The 14,731-nt window shown below is 43.9% G+C and carries 10 protein-coding genes; 4 read left to right on the top strand and 6 right to left on the bottom strand.

The features are described 5' to 3' along the window. Positions 1 to 49: 49 nt before the first annotated feature. From O3629_RS03970 to O3629_RS03945, 6 genes are all read right to left on the bottom strand, one after another. A complete protein-coding gene (locus O3629_RS03970; RefSeq protein ID WP_155199861.1) occupies positions 50 to 850 on the bottom strand; it encodes an energy-coupling factor ABC transporter ATP-binding protein in 801 nt (266 codons plus the stop codon). Next, the gene (locus O3629_RS03965; RefSeq protein WP_045759846.1) at positions 837 to 1,673 is read right to left on the bottom strand and encodes an ABC transporter ATP-binding protein; all 837 of its coding nucleotides are present in this window, start codon (positions 1,671 to 1,673) and stop codon (positions 837 to 839) included. The genes O3629_RS03970 and O3629_RS03965 overlap by 14 nt, the downstream gene beginning before the upstream one ends. Continuing rightward, entirely contained in the window at positions 1,649 to 2,440 is a 792-nt protein-coding gene (locus O3629_RS03960) for an energy-coupling factor transporter transmembrane component T (RefSeq protein ID WP_171963570.1), read from the bottom strand. The genes O3629_RS03965 and O3629_RS03960 overlap by 25 nt, the downstream gene beginning before the upstream one ends. After that, positions 2,440 to 3,042: a hypothetical protein gene (locus tag O3629_RS03955; RefSeq protein ID WP_023919079.1), complete on the bottom strand. Its 603-nt coding sequence runs from the start codon at positions 3,040 to 3,042 to the stop codon at positions 2,440 to 2,442. The genes O3629_RS03960 and O3629_RS03955 overlap by 1 nt, the downstream gene beginning before the upstream one ends. 332 nt (positions 3,043 to 3,374) lie before the next feature. After that, positions 3,375 to 8,774: a Cna B-type domain-containing protein gene (locus O3629_RS03950; protein WP_070665597.1), complete on the bottom strand. Its 5,400-nt coding sequence runs from the start codon at positions 8,772 to 8,774 to the stop codon at positions 3,375 to 3,377. 302 nt (positions 8,775 to 9,076) lie between these two features. Continuing rightward, complete coding sequence (locus tag O3629_RS03945; protein ID WP_155167320.1) at positions 9,077 to 10,132, bottom strand: acyltransferase; 1,056 nt, start codon at positions 10,130 to 10,132, stop codon at positions 9,077 to 9,079. 118 nt (positions 10,133 to 10,250) lie between these two features. On the opposite strand from O3629_RS03945, the gene pabB reads away from it, so the two are divergent. From pabB to O3629_RS03925, 4 genes are all read left to right on the top strand, one after another. Next, a complete protein-coding gene (gene pabB, locus O3629_RS03940; RefSeq protein ID WP_155167318.1) occupies positions 10,251 to 11,978 on the top strand; it encodes an aminodeoxychorismate synthase component I in 1,728 nt (575 codons plus the stop codon). Next, positions 11,978 to 12,592: an alpha/beta fold hydrolase gene (locus O3629_RS03935; RefSeq protein WP_070595483.1), complete on the top strand. Its 615-nt coding sequence runs from the start codon at positions 11,978 to 11,980 to the stop codon at positions 12,590 to 12,592. Before pabB ends, O3629_RS03935 begins: the two co-directional genes overlap by 1 nt. A gap of 417 nt (positions 12,593 to 13,009) precedes the next feature. Next, positions 13,010 to 13,918: an ABC transporter ATP-binding protein gene (locus tag O3629_RS03930; RefSeq protein ID WP_031574611.1), complete on the top strand. Its 909-nt coding sequence runs from the start codon at positions 13,010 to 13,012 to the stop codon at positions 13,916 to 13,918. A gap of 57 nt (positions 13,919 to 13,975) precedes the next feature. Beyond that, a complete protein-coding gene (locus O3629_RS03925; RefSeq protein WP_006595651.1) occupies positions 13,976 to 14,728 on the top strand; it encodes an ABC transporter permease in 753 nt (250 codons plus the stop codon). Positions 14,729 to 14,731: the final 3 nt, after the last annotated feature.

Raw genomic sequence — 14,731 nt, 5'->3', positions numbered from 1 at the left:
AAGCTGAAGTTAATCCTTCAACCTGGAAAACCCGCAGAGGTAACTTTTTCTATACATCTCGATTTTTCTGGCAATAATCATTAACCGATAAATATGTCTGTGAATCACCCAGCGACTCCGCTATGTCCATAATCCGCGGTGGTAGTAATCCTACTCGCTGGACAAGTTCGTGATCGCTGAATAATTCCCGTGGACTGCCGGCGAAGCCAAACTTCCCGTGTTCCATAACATACACCGACTCAAACTCGGTGGCGACCCAATCCATGTCATGGGTGATGGTCACAACTTGGTGGCCCGAATCAGCCAACTGATGGAAAATTGCGGTCAACTTGCGCCGGCTTTCCCAATCAAGCGACATCATCGGCTCATCAAATAAATAAATCGCCGGATCCACTGCTAAAACTGTGGCAACGCTCAACAGCTTGCGTTCCGACAATGACAGGTCATATGGACTTTCAGCTGTTTTATCATCCAAGCCAACTCTTTTTAGAGCCGCTAAAGCCCGCCTCGTAATCGTGTCGTGGTCATCCATGACCTGCGCGACACTCCACTCCACCTCTCGTTGAACGGTCGGGTTGAAAAGCTGATCGTCAGGATTCTGAAAAGTAATCCCAACCTTCAGTAACTTTTCGACTGGTTTAAGATCATTAAAATTTTCTCCATCGATCTTAATCACACCGGTTTGTGGTGTCAGCAAGCCCGTCAACAATTTGAAGAGCGTTGATTTGCCGGCACCATTTTGGCCGACAATCGCCACCATCGGATCGGCGAAGAGTTTGTCTTCAACATCCAAGCTAAAGGACCGTTCCGGATAAGTGAACGTCAGGTGGTTCAGTTCAATTGTGGACATAACAAACCTCCTTCAGTTCAGCGTCATTCACCGGATACCGGCCATCAGCCAAGTGCCAATCCATTTTTTGAGCAAGTTGCTGGATTGTCGGGGCTGGAATCTGCCAGTCAGCTTCCAAATGATTAAACACCTCACCCGGCCTGCCCTGGGCTACCATTTGACCCTCGTGCAGCACCCACACAACGTCGGCGACTTCGCACAAATCGTCAATTTCACTGGTGACAATGAAGACAGTCGTCTCTTTGACTTGGGCCAGCCATTGGAAAAATTGTCGGCGGCCAAGGGGATCCATCTGACTGGTCGGATCATCCATAATCAAAACAGCCGGGTTAGCCGCAATCGCCGTGGCAATTGCCAACCGCTGGCTCTGACCACCGGAAAGGCTTTCGGGACGCAAATTCAGCTGTTCAATCAGCCCCATTTGCGTTGCAACTTCTTCAACCCGTTTTTGAATCAGTCCTTCAGCCATTCCCTGATTAATCAAGTCAAAGGCGATTTCATCGGCAACCGTGTCTGCCAACCCGCTTAGTTGGCCAGCTGGATTTTGCAGTACAACTCCATTCATGGCATTATAAACGGGCCAATTGTCGGACACTCGCTGGCCAAACATGTGCCAGTCGCCCTCAATCTCAGCAGACACCATTTTGGGAATGACCCCTGCCAGCACACGGCACAAAGTCGATTTGCCGGAGTGGCTATTCCCGATAATCCCAACCACCTGGCCGGTATGAACCTCCGCGTTAATCTGACGCAGTTGTGGTTGCTCAGTACCCGGATAACGGGTGGTCAAATTTTCAATTACAATCCGTTTATCTTCGTCCATATCTTCCACCCAATCAATAAAATTGCCAATCCAGTCAGACCAATGTGCAGCGTCCGCGACAGGCGATACACGCGCTGGGAGGTTCTGACAGTCCGGTTGGGATTATCAAAACCTCTCAGTTGGAGAGAAATCGACCGCGCCATCGATTGATCCAAGGTCTTAATCACCAATGGAATTAGAACCGGCAGGACTGACTTTAATTTCTGAATCAACGTTTTTTGCGGATTGGTTCCGCGAACTTTTTGTGCCTGCTGGATTTTCCGCATATTGCGCATCATTTCCGGCAAAATATAACACACCGACATCAGAACGTAGACGGTTTTATAAGACAATCCGGACAGTTCCAAATAGGCCGCGTTTTCTGAAATACTCGTGGTCACCATAAAAAAGCCACTGGTCAAAATAATCACCAATACTCGACAACCCAGAGTGGTGGCGTAAATCAGGCCTTCTTTGTAGAACGACACCCCAAGCACAGAAAACAGCACAGTTTGATTCCGACTGTAAAATAATCCTTGGATGATCAGCATGGTGCAAATCAGAAACAAGCTGAATCCCAGCGCCTTAAAGATGGTAGAACTCAATTTGGAAAATAACAATAGCAGTGTTGCGACAAGAATTAATCCGGCCTGAAGCAATAAATTCATACTGGCAAAGCTCAACAACGTCATGTCCAAGATGAACAAGAGCTTAGTAATCGGATCGATCACCTGGTACCACTTGAGCTTGACCCGTGGCGCTCCAGAAATCAATGTTTGATCAGTCATCATTTATCACCGCTAAAGAAGTGCACCATCCGCTTCGGCAGCTGACGATAGATGAAGAATGCCAGGTAGGCCACGCAGACTTTATCCAAAATATCCAAGACAAACTCATCGGTAAATGAGGCCAGCCACACTGGTGCATGATTGGCGACCATTACCGCAAACAATGAGTCACCCCAAGCGATACCGGTCTGACCACCCCAAAAGATGACGTTGAGTGGCGTTGAAATGGCAGCTGAAACGATGGCAATAATAATAGCAGAAACAAATACTCGTCGCGCTGACGAGAACCACCCATTGGCGTGCAAAACTCCGACAGCAATCCCAATTCCGATGCTGGTAATCGCATACACGGTTGAAATTGGCGATAAGGTCAGCCCATAGATCACGTTGTTGATGAAACCACTGATGGCACCGGCAACCGGCCCAGCCAACATGCTGGCAAGAAAGGTTCCCAAAGACCCCAGCCAAACGGGCAACTTTAACCCCTCCGCCAAGGCTTTGGCAACATAGTTAATCCCCACGGCAGCGGGAATCAAAGTCATGGTGGCAGCACTTAACTTAAATTTCCACATACTGGTACGATGAATCGGTTCTGTTTTCATAATCTTCTCCTTTTGTTTTTAAAGAGCCGTGTCTGTTTAGACTTTCGGACGCAACGCTCTATAGATTTTCGATTTGAACCGCTTCTCCTTTCACAGATCCCTTAGTCGACATCAGGGATTTTCTTGAAAATGATTGTTCAACAGTTCACAACTAATCATACTCCGATTTTCATAGAAGTCAAGAATTTCCTGAAATTTTTTTGGAAACGTTCGGGAATTGAAAAATAGAGCAAGCGCCCATGAGAATGATCGCAAGACAATAATAAGAGGCCACTATAAAAAAACAAACACCATCTCTGGTGTTTGTTTCATTTTATAAAGGAAGCACTAGCTTATTTTTTCTTTTTCTTCAAAATATAAGCTGCAATGCTTGCCAAGACAAAGGCTAAAACTAAGCTAATAATAGAGATGGTCGTACCTGTATTTGGTAAGAATCCTAAGATCTTGCCTGGTTTCTTCGGCTCTGGTTGGCTTGGTTTTTTAGGTTCAGGTTGACCCGGTTTCTTTGGTTCAGAAGAACTTGGAGGAGTTGGTTGTTTTGGAGTTTCTTTTGGAACATGCTTGTTAGTAATCACAACATTTCCTTTACCATCCTCGTCGTTACGAGCTTCATAGCCCTTTGGAACACTGACTTCTCTCACTGTATAAGTGATGGTGTTTCCATTTGCTTTTTCATCTAAATCTGCAAAGGTATGGGTCCACTTGTTTTCAGCTGACAATTCTACTTCTTGACCGACTTTTTGATCATTGGCATAGAGTTGAACGCGAATACTCTTCGGACGAATTCCATCCTTGTCATTCTCATCATCCCACTTCTTAGTGACCGTGACGCTTGTCTTACCAGGTGCATGGGTATTGGTAATGGTATAAGCAGCCTGATCAATTGTAGTCGTATATTCAGCTACCTTCTCTTCTTGAAGAGTATAGACGATTTCTTTTCCATCCTTGAATTTTGGTAGACCTGTGAAGCTTTCTTTCCAATCTGTCGCATTCGTGAGTTCTTTTTGAGCAACTTTTTCACCATTGGCAAGAAGATTCACCACGATACTTGCTGGACGAAGACCATCTTGATTGTCTTGGTCATTCCAGATCTTGGTCACTGGAATATCGATCACCGCAGGCGTATGCGTATTGGTCAAGATCGTGTGAGCAGCATCAGAGGTATCAGCAGTGACTTGGTAGCCTTCAGGAACAGAGACTTCTTCCACACGGTAGCTGATAGCTTGACCGGCTTTCTTTTCAGCTAATTTACTAAAGGTATGAGTCCACTGATTGTCCGCTGACAACTCCACTGGATCTCCTACTTTTTCATCACCAGCATAGAGTTGAACCTTAATGGATTTTGGACGAAGACCATCTTGGTCATTGGCATCTTCCCATTTCTTCGTAACTTTCATCTCTGTCAAAGCTGGTTCATGCGTATTGGTCAAGACAACATTGGCCTTGTCCTTATCATTTACCGTCACCTTGTAACCATCTGGAACAGCGACTTCTTTCACCGTGTAAGTGATTGCTTTTCCAGCTGCCTTGGCATCAAGGTTTTCAAATGCACCTTTCCAGTCATTCGCGGCTGAAAGTTCTACCACTTGATCCGTCGCAAGACCATCTTTGTATAATTGAACTTGAATGCTGGCTGGACGGAGACCATCTTGGTCGTCTCCATCTTCCCACTTCTTGCTCACTTCTACTTTGGTCTTTTCTGGTTCGTGCGTGTTGGTCACGACTACTTGACCTGGGTTGCTTGCTTCGACGGCTTGTGTGTAGCCTTCTGGAACATCGATTTCTTTTACTGTATAGTTGATAACTTGGCCAGCTTTCTTCTCGTCTAAGTTTGAGAAGGTATGGGTCCATTTGTTATCTGCTGACAATTCAATAGCCTTACCAACCTTTTGATCACCAGCATACAATTGAACCTTGATTGTTTTTGGACGAAGGCCATCTTGGTTATTGGCATCCTTCCAGTTTTTCGTAACAGTAAGGCTTGTCTTACCTGGTTTGTAAGTATTGGTAATCGTCGTTCCATCAATCTTAGTAGTGTAATTGTCCACTTTGTCTTCTGTCACTGTGTAGACAACTTTTTGACCATCTTTATAGACGGGTAGGTCTGTGAAGGTATGAGTCCATTCATCTCCTTCACCAGTCAGGTCAAGTGCTTGCACCTCTGTTCCATTTGCCAAGAGGTGAACTTTGATGGTAGATGGGCGAAGACCGTCTTGGTTTTGTGCATCATCCCAGACTTTCTTGACTGTAACCGTCGTTGTCTCAGGAGTGCGCTTGTTGGTGATGGTGGCTTTTCCATCTGTGAAGCTGGCTTCTTCTGTATCGACCGTATAATGAGTCGGAACTTTCACTTCTTTAACAGTGTAGGTGATGAGCTTGCCATCACTGTCTTTATCTGGAAGGTTCGTAAAGTGAGCTTTCCAGTCTGTTGCTGCTGAAACCGTGACTGGTTTTCCTTGAGCTTTGCCATTCTTGTAAAGTTGGAATTCCACACTTGCTGGTCGAAGCCCTTCTTGGTTGTCTTGGTCATCCCAAACTTTTGAAGCTTCAAGATCGAGATACTTGATATCTGCTTCATTAGCGATCTCAACTGGGACTGCTTTTGAGCCAACCGCTTTTCCATCCACCGTGACGTGGTAGATTTGTTTGTCCGCATCATAGGTGACAACCACAGCATGTTCTGTTTCATCCAACTTGTAGTTTTCAGGTGCTTTGATTTCTTTGAGCGTATAGGTTCCTTCTGTTAAGGTGTTAAAGGAGAGTTCTCCATTTTTATCAGAAGTGGCCGTCGCAACAACCGCACCATTTGCATCAGTTAAGGTAAATTCAGCACCTTCAAGGACTTTCTTAGGATCATCCTTGTCTACCTTCTTGACTTGGAAAGCAGCCGAGAAGATTTGTGCAGTTACGGTATTAGACTCACGATTTCCTTCGTGACCTTTCGCCTTGTAACCAAACTGGTTATGAGCTTGAACAAGACCGGAACGACCGCCGTTATCTTCATTATCTTTGGTACGTTTTTGCATCAAGGCCTTGACTTCATCGGTCAATTCACTTGGATTCACGACTGGGACACCAAAGCTGGCTTCTCCACGCGCAGGAATCGTAGTTCCTGCATTTGCAACTAACTTGATTCCTGTTACTTGACTGTAATCAGCCACAGCTGTCGTCCAGATATCCTTGTCAGCAGCTTGCGCCATGGTATCTGTCGTAACGCCTGTATCAGTTGTATAGTAGACCGTCCATCCTTCTGGAGCTGTCACTGGTCCACGAAGGCTGACCGTGTATTCTGTCATCCGACCAGATCCGTCTAGTGTGTTAACGTCTTTTACTTTTGGTAGGACATCATAGACGACTCCGTCTTCTACTGCCTTATCCGTATTATTTTTAATGGTGAGTTTGTAGTTAAAGGTTTCACCTGGTTTGAAGGTACGTGTCACAATCGAAGCGTCTGACAGGTCATCATTTTTAGCGATATATTTGCGTGCATAGATTCCTTCAGCCGCAACAATCGTATAGTTTGATTGAGCATATGGGATTTTATCCGTTGTTGAACCATTTCCATTCAGATCGTAAACGTCTTCCGTGACCCGATCAGGGTTGGCATTTTCAAGATCGTGGATCCCGTTTCCAGCGACATATACTTTATTTGTGAAGGTACCACCATCATCTTTCCCTTTCAGATCAGCCACAATAAACGGTAGACGCACGCGGTTAAGATCTTTCAGAGAAGCCTTAATAAACTCTTTTTGGTCCAAATGCATGATGAGAGCTGTCCGTCCAGAGTTGTGATAGTTTTCAATGACATCGTAACTCTTTAAGAATTTCATACCTTTTTCATTAGAGGCAAGGTTTCTCTCAAAATCTTTATAGTCGACTTTAAGGGTATTTGGATCATACAGATCAATGATTCGCAGGTCTCCATAATCCTTATCAGGATCTAAAACTACTTTGGTTGCCATCAAACCAAAACGAATATTTTCTCCATCAGTATAACGAACATCATTGTAATCCGTCGTTTTTGAAATCTCAAAGCTTTCCTTCAAAGGAATCAGCTTAAAGGTCCAATCTGATGTTTGGTCTTTAGCAATATTTGATTGTGTTTGATAAGTGACACGACCTGTATTCTTGAATTCATTCTTGGTCGCATCATTTTCATCGTAACGAGTCTTTTCTGGATCTTTGAAGCTTGTATAGGTATTGAGGCGAATTCCTTGACCAGATTTTAGGACAAAATCATCCTTCATTTCCATCCGCCAACCGACAACTGTTCCATACTTGGTTAAATCGATCAAGCCATTGCCGTCTTTATCAGTTTCTGGCTGAATTTCTTTTTTACTACCATCGTCCAAAGTAAGGATCAAGCGTTTCACATATTTGCTAACAAACTCGCCATTTCCATAATTCCCTTGCATGAGACGAGCGTAATCAATTTTGGTAAATTTTAACCGAGAGTCAACTGTCTCATCATAGAAAACAAAATTCTTTTGTGGTGAAGGAGTTTTGTTATCAAAGGCTATGATCCACTTATAATTTGCTGCTTTATATTCAGTTGAATCATAGACATCACCATCTGCTTTTTTGGCAAAACTTCCAGCCCCTTCAAGGTCACGAGAAGTCAAGCGGAAAATGAGGGAATCTTCAGCTGTAATATCCGGTTCTCCCTCTCCACGGTTGGCAGGAATCCCTACGATGCTACCAGTATTGGTCAAATCCTTACTAAGGACATCCTTGAGGGTTTGGTCTTTTTCTAAGACCAAATCAGGGAATTTCAAGTAGAGGTAACTTGTATCCTTGATTTTGGTCATAAATTCTTGGTGATAAGCTGCTGGATTGTTGTTTGCATCCGCCTTGAAAGTCTTCGTAACGGTACCATCTCCATTGTCTACCCAGCCTTCAGACTTGGTTGTATCAAGAACAGCTGTACGAGTCTTCCCACTTTTATCTGTATAGGTTGGTAACTTATCAGTGATCGTTGCTGATTCTAACTGACGGTATTGACCACCGTATTGACCACGCATTCCGTCCAATTGGAAGGCAAATGGGACAGAAGTTGGTGTTTCAATATAGTTCTTACCATCCGCACCTTTGACAATACCTGGCATTGCTTCCGCATAGTCCTTAGACATGGCTTCGTTCAAGTTTTGGTTGATGTACTTGGTGAAGCGATAGTCGTTGTACTTGGGTTTCCAAATGATATCATTGAGCGCTGTTTCCTGCCCATTGATGTTCAAGGTACCCGTAATATCCAATGAATAATTGGTCGGTGCATAACCGACTTTAAATTTTCCAATAAATGGTAGAGTTAGGACCTCTGACTTTTGGTAATTGTTAAAGTGAAGTGTGACTTGATAATCATCTCCAACTTTTGTAACCGTTGGTTTGTCATGCTCTGAAGCACTATTGAAGTCAGGGAAACTAACTTCTCGTAAGTACTTTCCAGGAACCTTCAAGGTCACCGTTACTTCATTAATATCCGTTGTCAAATTCTTAGGGGTGATCTGGATATAACCAGACATGGTATCCCCTGTGTAATAGGACATCCCATCTGGATGGTTCTGTTTATCCCCATACATAAGGGCAACATCCAAGGCCCCATTATCCCCGACTGCTAGCTCATTGGCAAAGGCTGTGATCGCCCCTTGGCCAAGCTGGCCTAGCATCATGAAAATTGTTAAAATGGCAAAACCTTTTTTCAAAAAGTCTTTCCATAATGAACGAAGCTTTTTCATGTCTTATCTCCTTTACTTTTGTTAGCCTTCCAAAAGGCCCTCCCTTTAATTTTATCACTTATTTTTTAAAATATCCTTTGCTTTTCAAATTAAATCATCACTATTCAATAATATAGACATTATTTACAATGATGTCTATATTATAAATCACTATCTGGTACTGATTTCCCCTTTCTTATATCCAAGGGCAAGAAAATAAAACATTTATAAACAAGGAGGAGCAGTCTGCCAATTCTTATTCTTCCTTGATTTTCTTCATACAAAAAAACTCAAACACATCTGCTTGAGTTTTGTACACCCTACTATTGGTTGGTTATTTTATCTAACTCTTCACCATTTGAAGGAATCTTTTGTTTTTCCCTTCTCTCTCGTACCCACAGCATGGCTAGTCCAAAGAGGTGGCTGCCAAACAAGGCCGTCACAAAAATCAGCTTGCCCCTGTCTGGATAAGAGAGAGGGGGGCTGCTAAAGCCATAGCGAGCCCACTCGATAAAGATCGGATGCGAAAAGTAAAGAGCTATACTCATTTGCTTTAAATACTGTAAATTATAGCTTTTCAAAAAGGACGATCGCAGGCAGGCATTGACAAAATAAACGGTCACAAAAGGAAGAAGAAAGAAAAAGTTCTTATCAATTCCTTCGTGTTGAAAAATAATGATCCCTTCTAGACAGAGCAATCCAAAGGCAAGAGCTAGCTTTTGCCAACGGTGAATTCTAAAAGTTTGTGCATGAAAATGGTCATACAGATAATAACCCATATAAATAAAAATGGGCGTGTAAAAGAGACCATTTCGCGCTGTAAAAAATAAATTGCTGTAGAGCTGGTAACCTTTGAGAAGACTTGTTGTGTCCAGATAAGCCGAATAGGTCTCGATCAAGCCCCAGCAATAAAGAAGAAAGGTGATCAACCCCGTCCAAACCATACCTAGGTATTTGACCAATTGATTGACCAAAAACAAACCCAGCAAAAAGGCTGGGATATACCAGAGTTGGTAGCACATCCCCAGATAGATCAGTGCAATGAGAACACCTGCTGGAAAAAGATAGACAGGAAGACGAAGACTAGAGAAAAAGAGCCAAGCATACGGAAGGTAAACAAAACTCCAAAACAAATAGGTTTTTACGATTTTGACCAGATAGGCCTTCATTTTCTGAGAATTCCCTAGTGATTGCTTAAAGAAAAAGCTGGCACAGACGATAAAAAATGGCACCGCTAGCCGGCCAAGCATACTCTTGAGACCAAAATGCACCGGCTCATATGAAGTTAAGCGACCACTATGCACCAAAATCACTGCAATCGCAAACAGATATTGAAAGAGACTAATACTAGAAGTATTGTAGAGGGAATTCTTTTGCATGTTCCTACTCCTTGCAAAATGCAGAATCTAAGGTTATTTTAGCATGAAAGAAAGGCCGGGGCAAGGAATCTTGTATCCTGATCTACCTTTTTTCCTCTATTTTTGATATACTCAAAGCATGCACAAACAAACGATTATTGATTTTAAAGAACTTGGATTGCGACACCTTTTCACCAAGCCCATAAAAGAATTAAAAACCAGAGACCTCGACCAAGTAGAGGCACTTCTTAAAGAAGTGGAAACTTACCAGGAGGCTGGTTTTTATGCTGTCGGCTATGTCAGCTATGAGGCAGCACCTGCATTTGAGAAAAAATTAGCTGTCCACCCTGCTCCTCTCATGGGAGAGTATCTCCTCTACTTCACTATCCACCAGGAGGTTGAAACCCTTCCTTTCCCAGAGGACTATGAAGCAGTGGACCTGCCAGCCAATTGGAAGGAAGAGGTCGAGGCTCCCGCTTACCAAGAAGCCATCAAGACTATCCATCACCACATCCGCCAGGGGGATACCTATCAGGTCAACTACACCGTCCAGCTTTCTCAAGAGCTAGAGGCGGATCCTCTCGCCATCTACAACCGACTAGTGGTAGAGCAGAAAGCTCATTACAATGCCTTCATCCAACATGATGATGTAGCCATCCTCTCCATTAGCCCTGAGCTCTTTTTTGAGCAAGACGACCGGCTACTGACCACTCGCCCTATGAAGGGAACGACACGCCGCGGGCTTACCAACCAAGCGGATCTCAAAGAGGCTGCTTGGCTAGAAGCCGATCCAAAAAATCGAGCAGAAAACATGATGATCGTCGACCTCCTCCGCAATGACATGAACCGGATTTCGGAGATTGGAAGTGAGCAGGTGATCCATCTCTGCCAAGTCGAGCAATACTCCACCGTTTGGCAGATGACCTCGACCATTGAAAGTCACTTACGAGCTGAGATCGACCTGGTCCAAACCTTCCGAGCTCTCTTCCCTTGTGGCTCGATTACAGGAGCACCAAAGATCTCCACTATGGAAATCATCCAAAAGACGGAGAAGGCTCCTCGAGGTGTCTACTGTGGAACGATCGGCATCCTTCTTCCAAAAGGGAAACGGATTTTTAATGTGGCCATCCGGACCCTTCAAATGCAGGGGGATCAAGCCATCTATGGCGTGGGAGGAGGCATCACTTGGGATAGCAAATGGGAAGGTGAATACCAGGAAACCAAGCAAAAATCGGCTGTCCTCTACCGACAAGAGTCTCACTTTGAGCTCCTGACGACCGGCCGCATCCACCAAGGAGAGTTGACTTTCTTAGACCAACATTTAACACGCTTGAGGGAAGCTAGTCGCTACTTTGCCTATCCTTATGATGAGTCGAAGCTCCTGAAAGAACTTCAAGAAGAGCTTGCTCATTTGGAGTCCAACCTTGATTATCGTTGTCGGATTGCCTTGCAAAAAAACGGGACCTTCCACCTAGAGATCACGGAGCTGACAGACTTGCCAGCTAGCTATCTACAGGCCCAACTGACAGAGCAGAAGCTTGATTTAGCGACGCCATTTACTTATTTCAAAACGAGTCAGAGAGACCATCTCAACCAGTCAGATCACGAGCAAATTTTCCATCTGCCAGACGGAACCTTGCTAGAGACGACGATTGGCAATCTGGTGCTGGAGATAGAGGGACAACTCTATACCCCACCAGCTCACCTCCCCTTACTCGATGGCATTTATCGGCGCCATCTTCTTGAGACCCAGCAGGTGGAAGAAAAACTCTTGACTCTGAACGATTTAACAGACGCTGATCGTATTTATGCCTGCAATGCTCTTCGTGGTCTCTACGAACTCGATTTTCAAAGAAAGGATTCCTGATGAAACTTATTTTTTTACATGGACTAGGGCAAGATGTCCTCTCTTGGCAAGGAGTCCAATTTGCACTTTCACCCTTGCACTCCAAAACTTTTGATATTTTCTCCCATCCAAAAGAAAGCTATCAGGAAGTCAAAGAAAGGTTGATGGAGCGCCTCCAGCAAGAAAGCGAACCCTTTATTCTGGTAGGACTCTCACTAGGTGGCGTGCTCGCTCTTGATCTCTCCAGACAAGACTTCCCGCAACTCAAGGGCTTAGTCCTTGTAGGAACACAATACAAACTTAACACCAATCCCCTCTATCGGCTCCAGATCCTTCTCTTTCGTCTACTTCCCAAGCATGTCTTTGAAAAACAAGATGCCAATAAACAACAGATGCTTCAAATCTTGACCGAATTAAAAGGGCTCAATTTAACCGATACCGTTAAAGCTTGCCCTCTTCCTAGCTTAGTTGTTTGTGGTAGCAGAGATTGGGCCAATCAATCTTCTTCTAAAAAATTGGCCAAGCTCCTGCCAAAAGGCCGCTATCAAGAAATTGCAGACGGAGGCCATCTACTCAATACCGAGAAACCCTATGAACTCGCGCAAGCCATCAAGGAGTTTGTCGCTGGGTTTTAAAATGAAGAGGCTAGCTTAAAAAACAGTTCCTCTTAATGTAGATAAAGTATTTTTTCATGTTATATAACTTAAAAAATCAAGAACTTTAAAGAAATGTTTATTTTTAAAGTTATGCATGAATTTCTTGAGGCTTTCCGCCGTGAGAAAAGTGCCTGAAACACAATTGTTTCAGGCACTCGGGAGTTTTGAGACCTTAGACTCAAAACTAAGTCATGGAACTTCTTTGAAGTTCGCTGACGTCCGTACTCACCTAAGGAAAGCCTCTAGGAAAACTTAGTCTTAAAGTCACGGCTAACTTTTTAAAAGTTAGTCGTTTTTTTAGAAATATTTGAGAATTGCTTGATAGTTATTTGAAAAGCAAGCTGTATACTAAGAGTGTAAAGAAAACAACTAGTCATTTGGACGAAGGAGAAAACCATGGAAAAAGTATTAGAAATTTCCCATTTGAGTAAAAAATTTGGTCAACAATACGCCTTAAATGATGTGAATCTCACCATTCGCAAAGGCGACGTTTATGGCCTGATCGGTAAGAACGGGGCTGGGAAAACCACTCTCATCAAGATCATCACCCAGCTGATTCAAGAAACTGACGGAAGCGTCTCTCTCTTTGCTTCTACAAATCGCTCCCAGTGGACCCAAGCCTTGAAACGGGTTGGATCTGTCATTGAAAGTCCCGTGGCTCACAAGCATATGACCGCCTATCAAAACCTGGTCTACTATTGCAAGGCTCGCCATATTCCCAATCCCGACCAGGTCATCAAAGAAACCTTGAACTATGTTGGCCTGAATAATACGGGTAAGAAGAAATTCCGTGATTTTTCACTCGGGATGAAACAACGGTTGGGAATTGCGATTGCTCTCATTGCTAAGCCAGATTTCCTTATTCTGGACGAACCCATCAATGGCCTTGATCCAGTCGGAATCAAGGAATTCCGTCAGATGATCAAACGCCTCAATGATGAACTCGGCATGACCATCCTCATTTCCAGTCACATCCTCTCCGAACTCTATCTGGTTGCCAATCGCTTTGGCATTGTCGACCAAGGACGCCTGATCAAAGAAATTAGCAAGGCTGAATTCGAAGAACAAGGAGAAGACTACATCATCCTCAAGACAAGTCAGCTAGCCCTTGCGAGTCAACTGATCCAGGATCAACTCCATCACCGCATCAAGGTCATCGATAAGGATGGAGAAATCCATATCTTCGGACAGACTCACGATATTAAAGTCATTGTCAAAGCCCTCGTTCAAGCCGATATTGACGTGGACGAAATCTACTATGCCCGCCAAGATCTGGAAAAATTCTTTACGGACTTGGTAGACTAGTCCAATCACCGTCTTCCTCTATTACCTATCCCACATATTTCATTTAGGAGATTTATCATGTTGCATACCATTCAAGCAGATTTTTACAGACTTTTTCGCTCCAAAGGTTTTTGGATTACAGAAGCCATTCTCGTTCTCAACATCCTGTCTGGAGTCATCTTTGGAGCTACTGGCCACGTCGGCGTCAATACGGAATCCAAATTGCCCCAAGCGACCGAAGTTTGGACAGGCTTTAAAGCTTTGACCAACTACTCTTCCAGCATCAGTGTGACTATCCTCTTTACCATTATTGTCATCACCTTGGTCCTGGGAACAGACTTAACGCAAAACTTATACAAGAATAGTCTGGCCTATGGCGTTTCGCGCACCAGTTACTACTTTGCCAAAAGCGCCGTTGTTCTGACCATTGCTCTCTTCCAATTTCTTGTTTCTTATGGTCTCGTCTTCTTGATCGCGACGCTCTACAATGGACTTGGCACCATGCCAGAGCACTTCCTTGCTCATTTTGGACTGACCGTGCTGATTCAGTTCCTTTCCACCTTGGCTTGGGTCAGCATCATTTCCTTCCTTCTTTATGCCAGCCAATCCATCACCTTGGCCTTCGTTGGCTACTTCATTGGAAATATCCTCTTAAGCCTTCCTGCGCTCTTCCTTAAAGATATTGATATTCTCCACTATCTAAACTTGGAATTCCAATATTCCATGGTACAGAGCACAACAGCAACAACCAACACCCTCTCGATCGCCCTTGGATTCATCCTTGTTTTCGGCTTCCTAGGACTGGCTACTTTTAAACACAAAGATTTATAACAA

The organism is Streptococcus sp. 27098_8_12, from assembly GCF_041432115.1.
GTDB classification, from domain to species: Bacteria; Bacillota; Bacilli; order Lactobacillales; family Streptococcaceae; genus Streptococcus; species Streptococcus parasanguinis_V.
The sequence above is the reverse complement of the archived record's forward strand: the minus strand, read 5'-3'. Positions and strand labels throughout refer to the sequence as shown.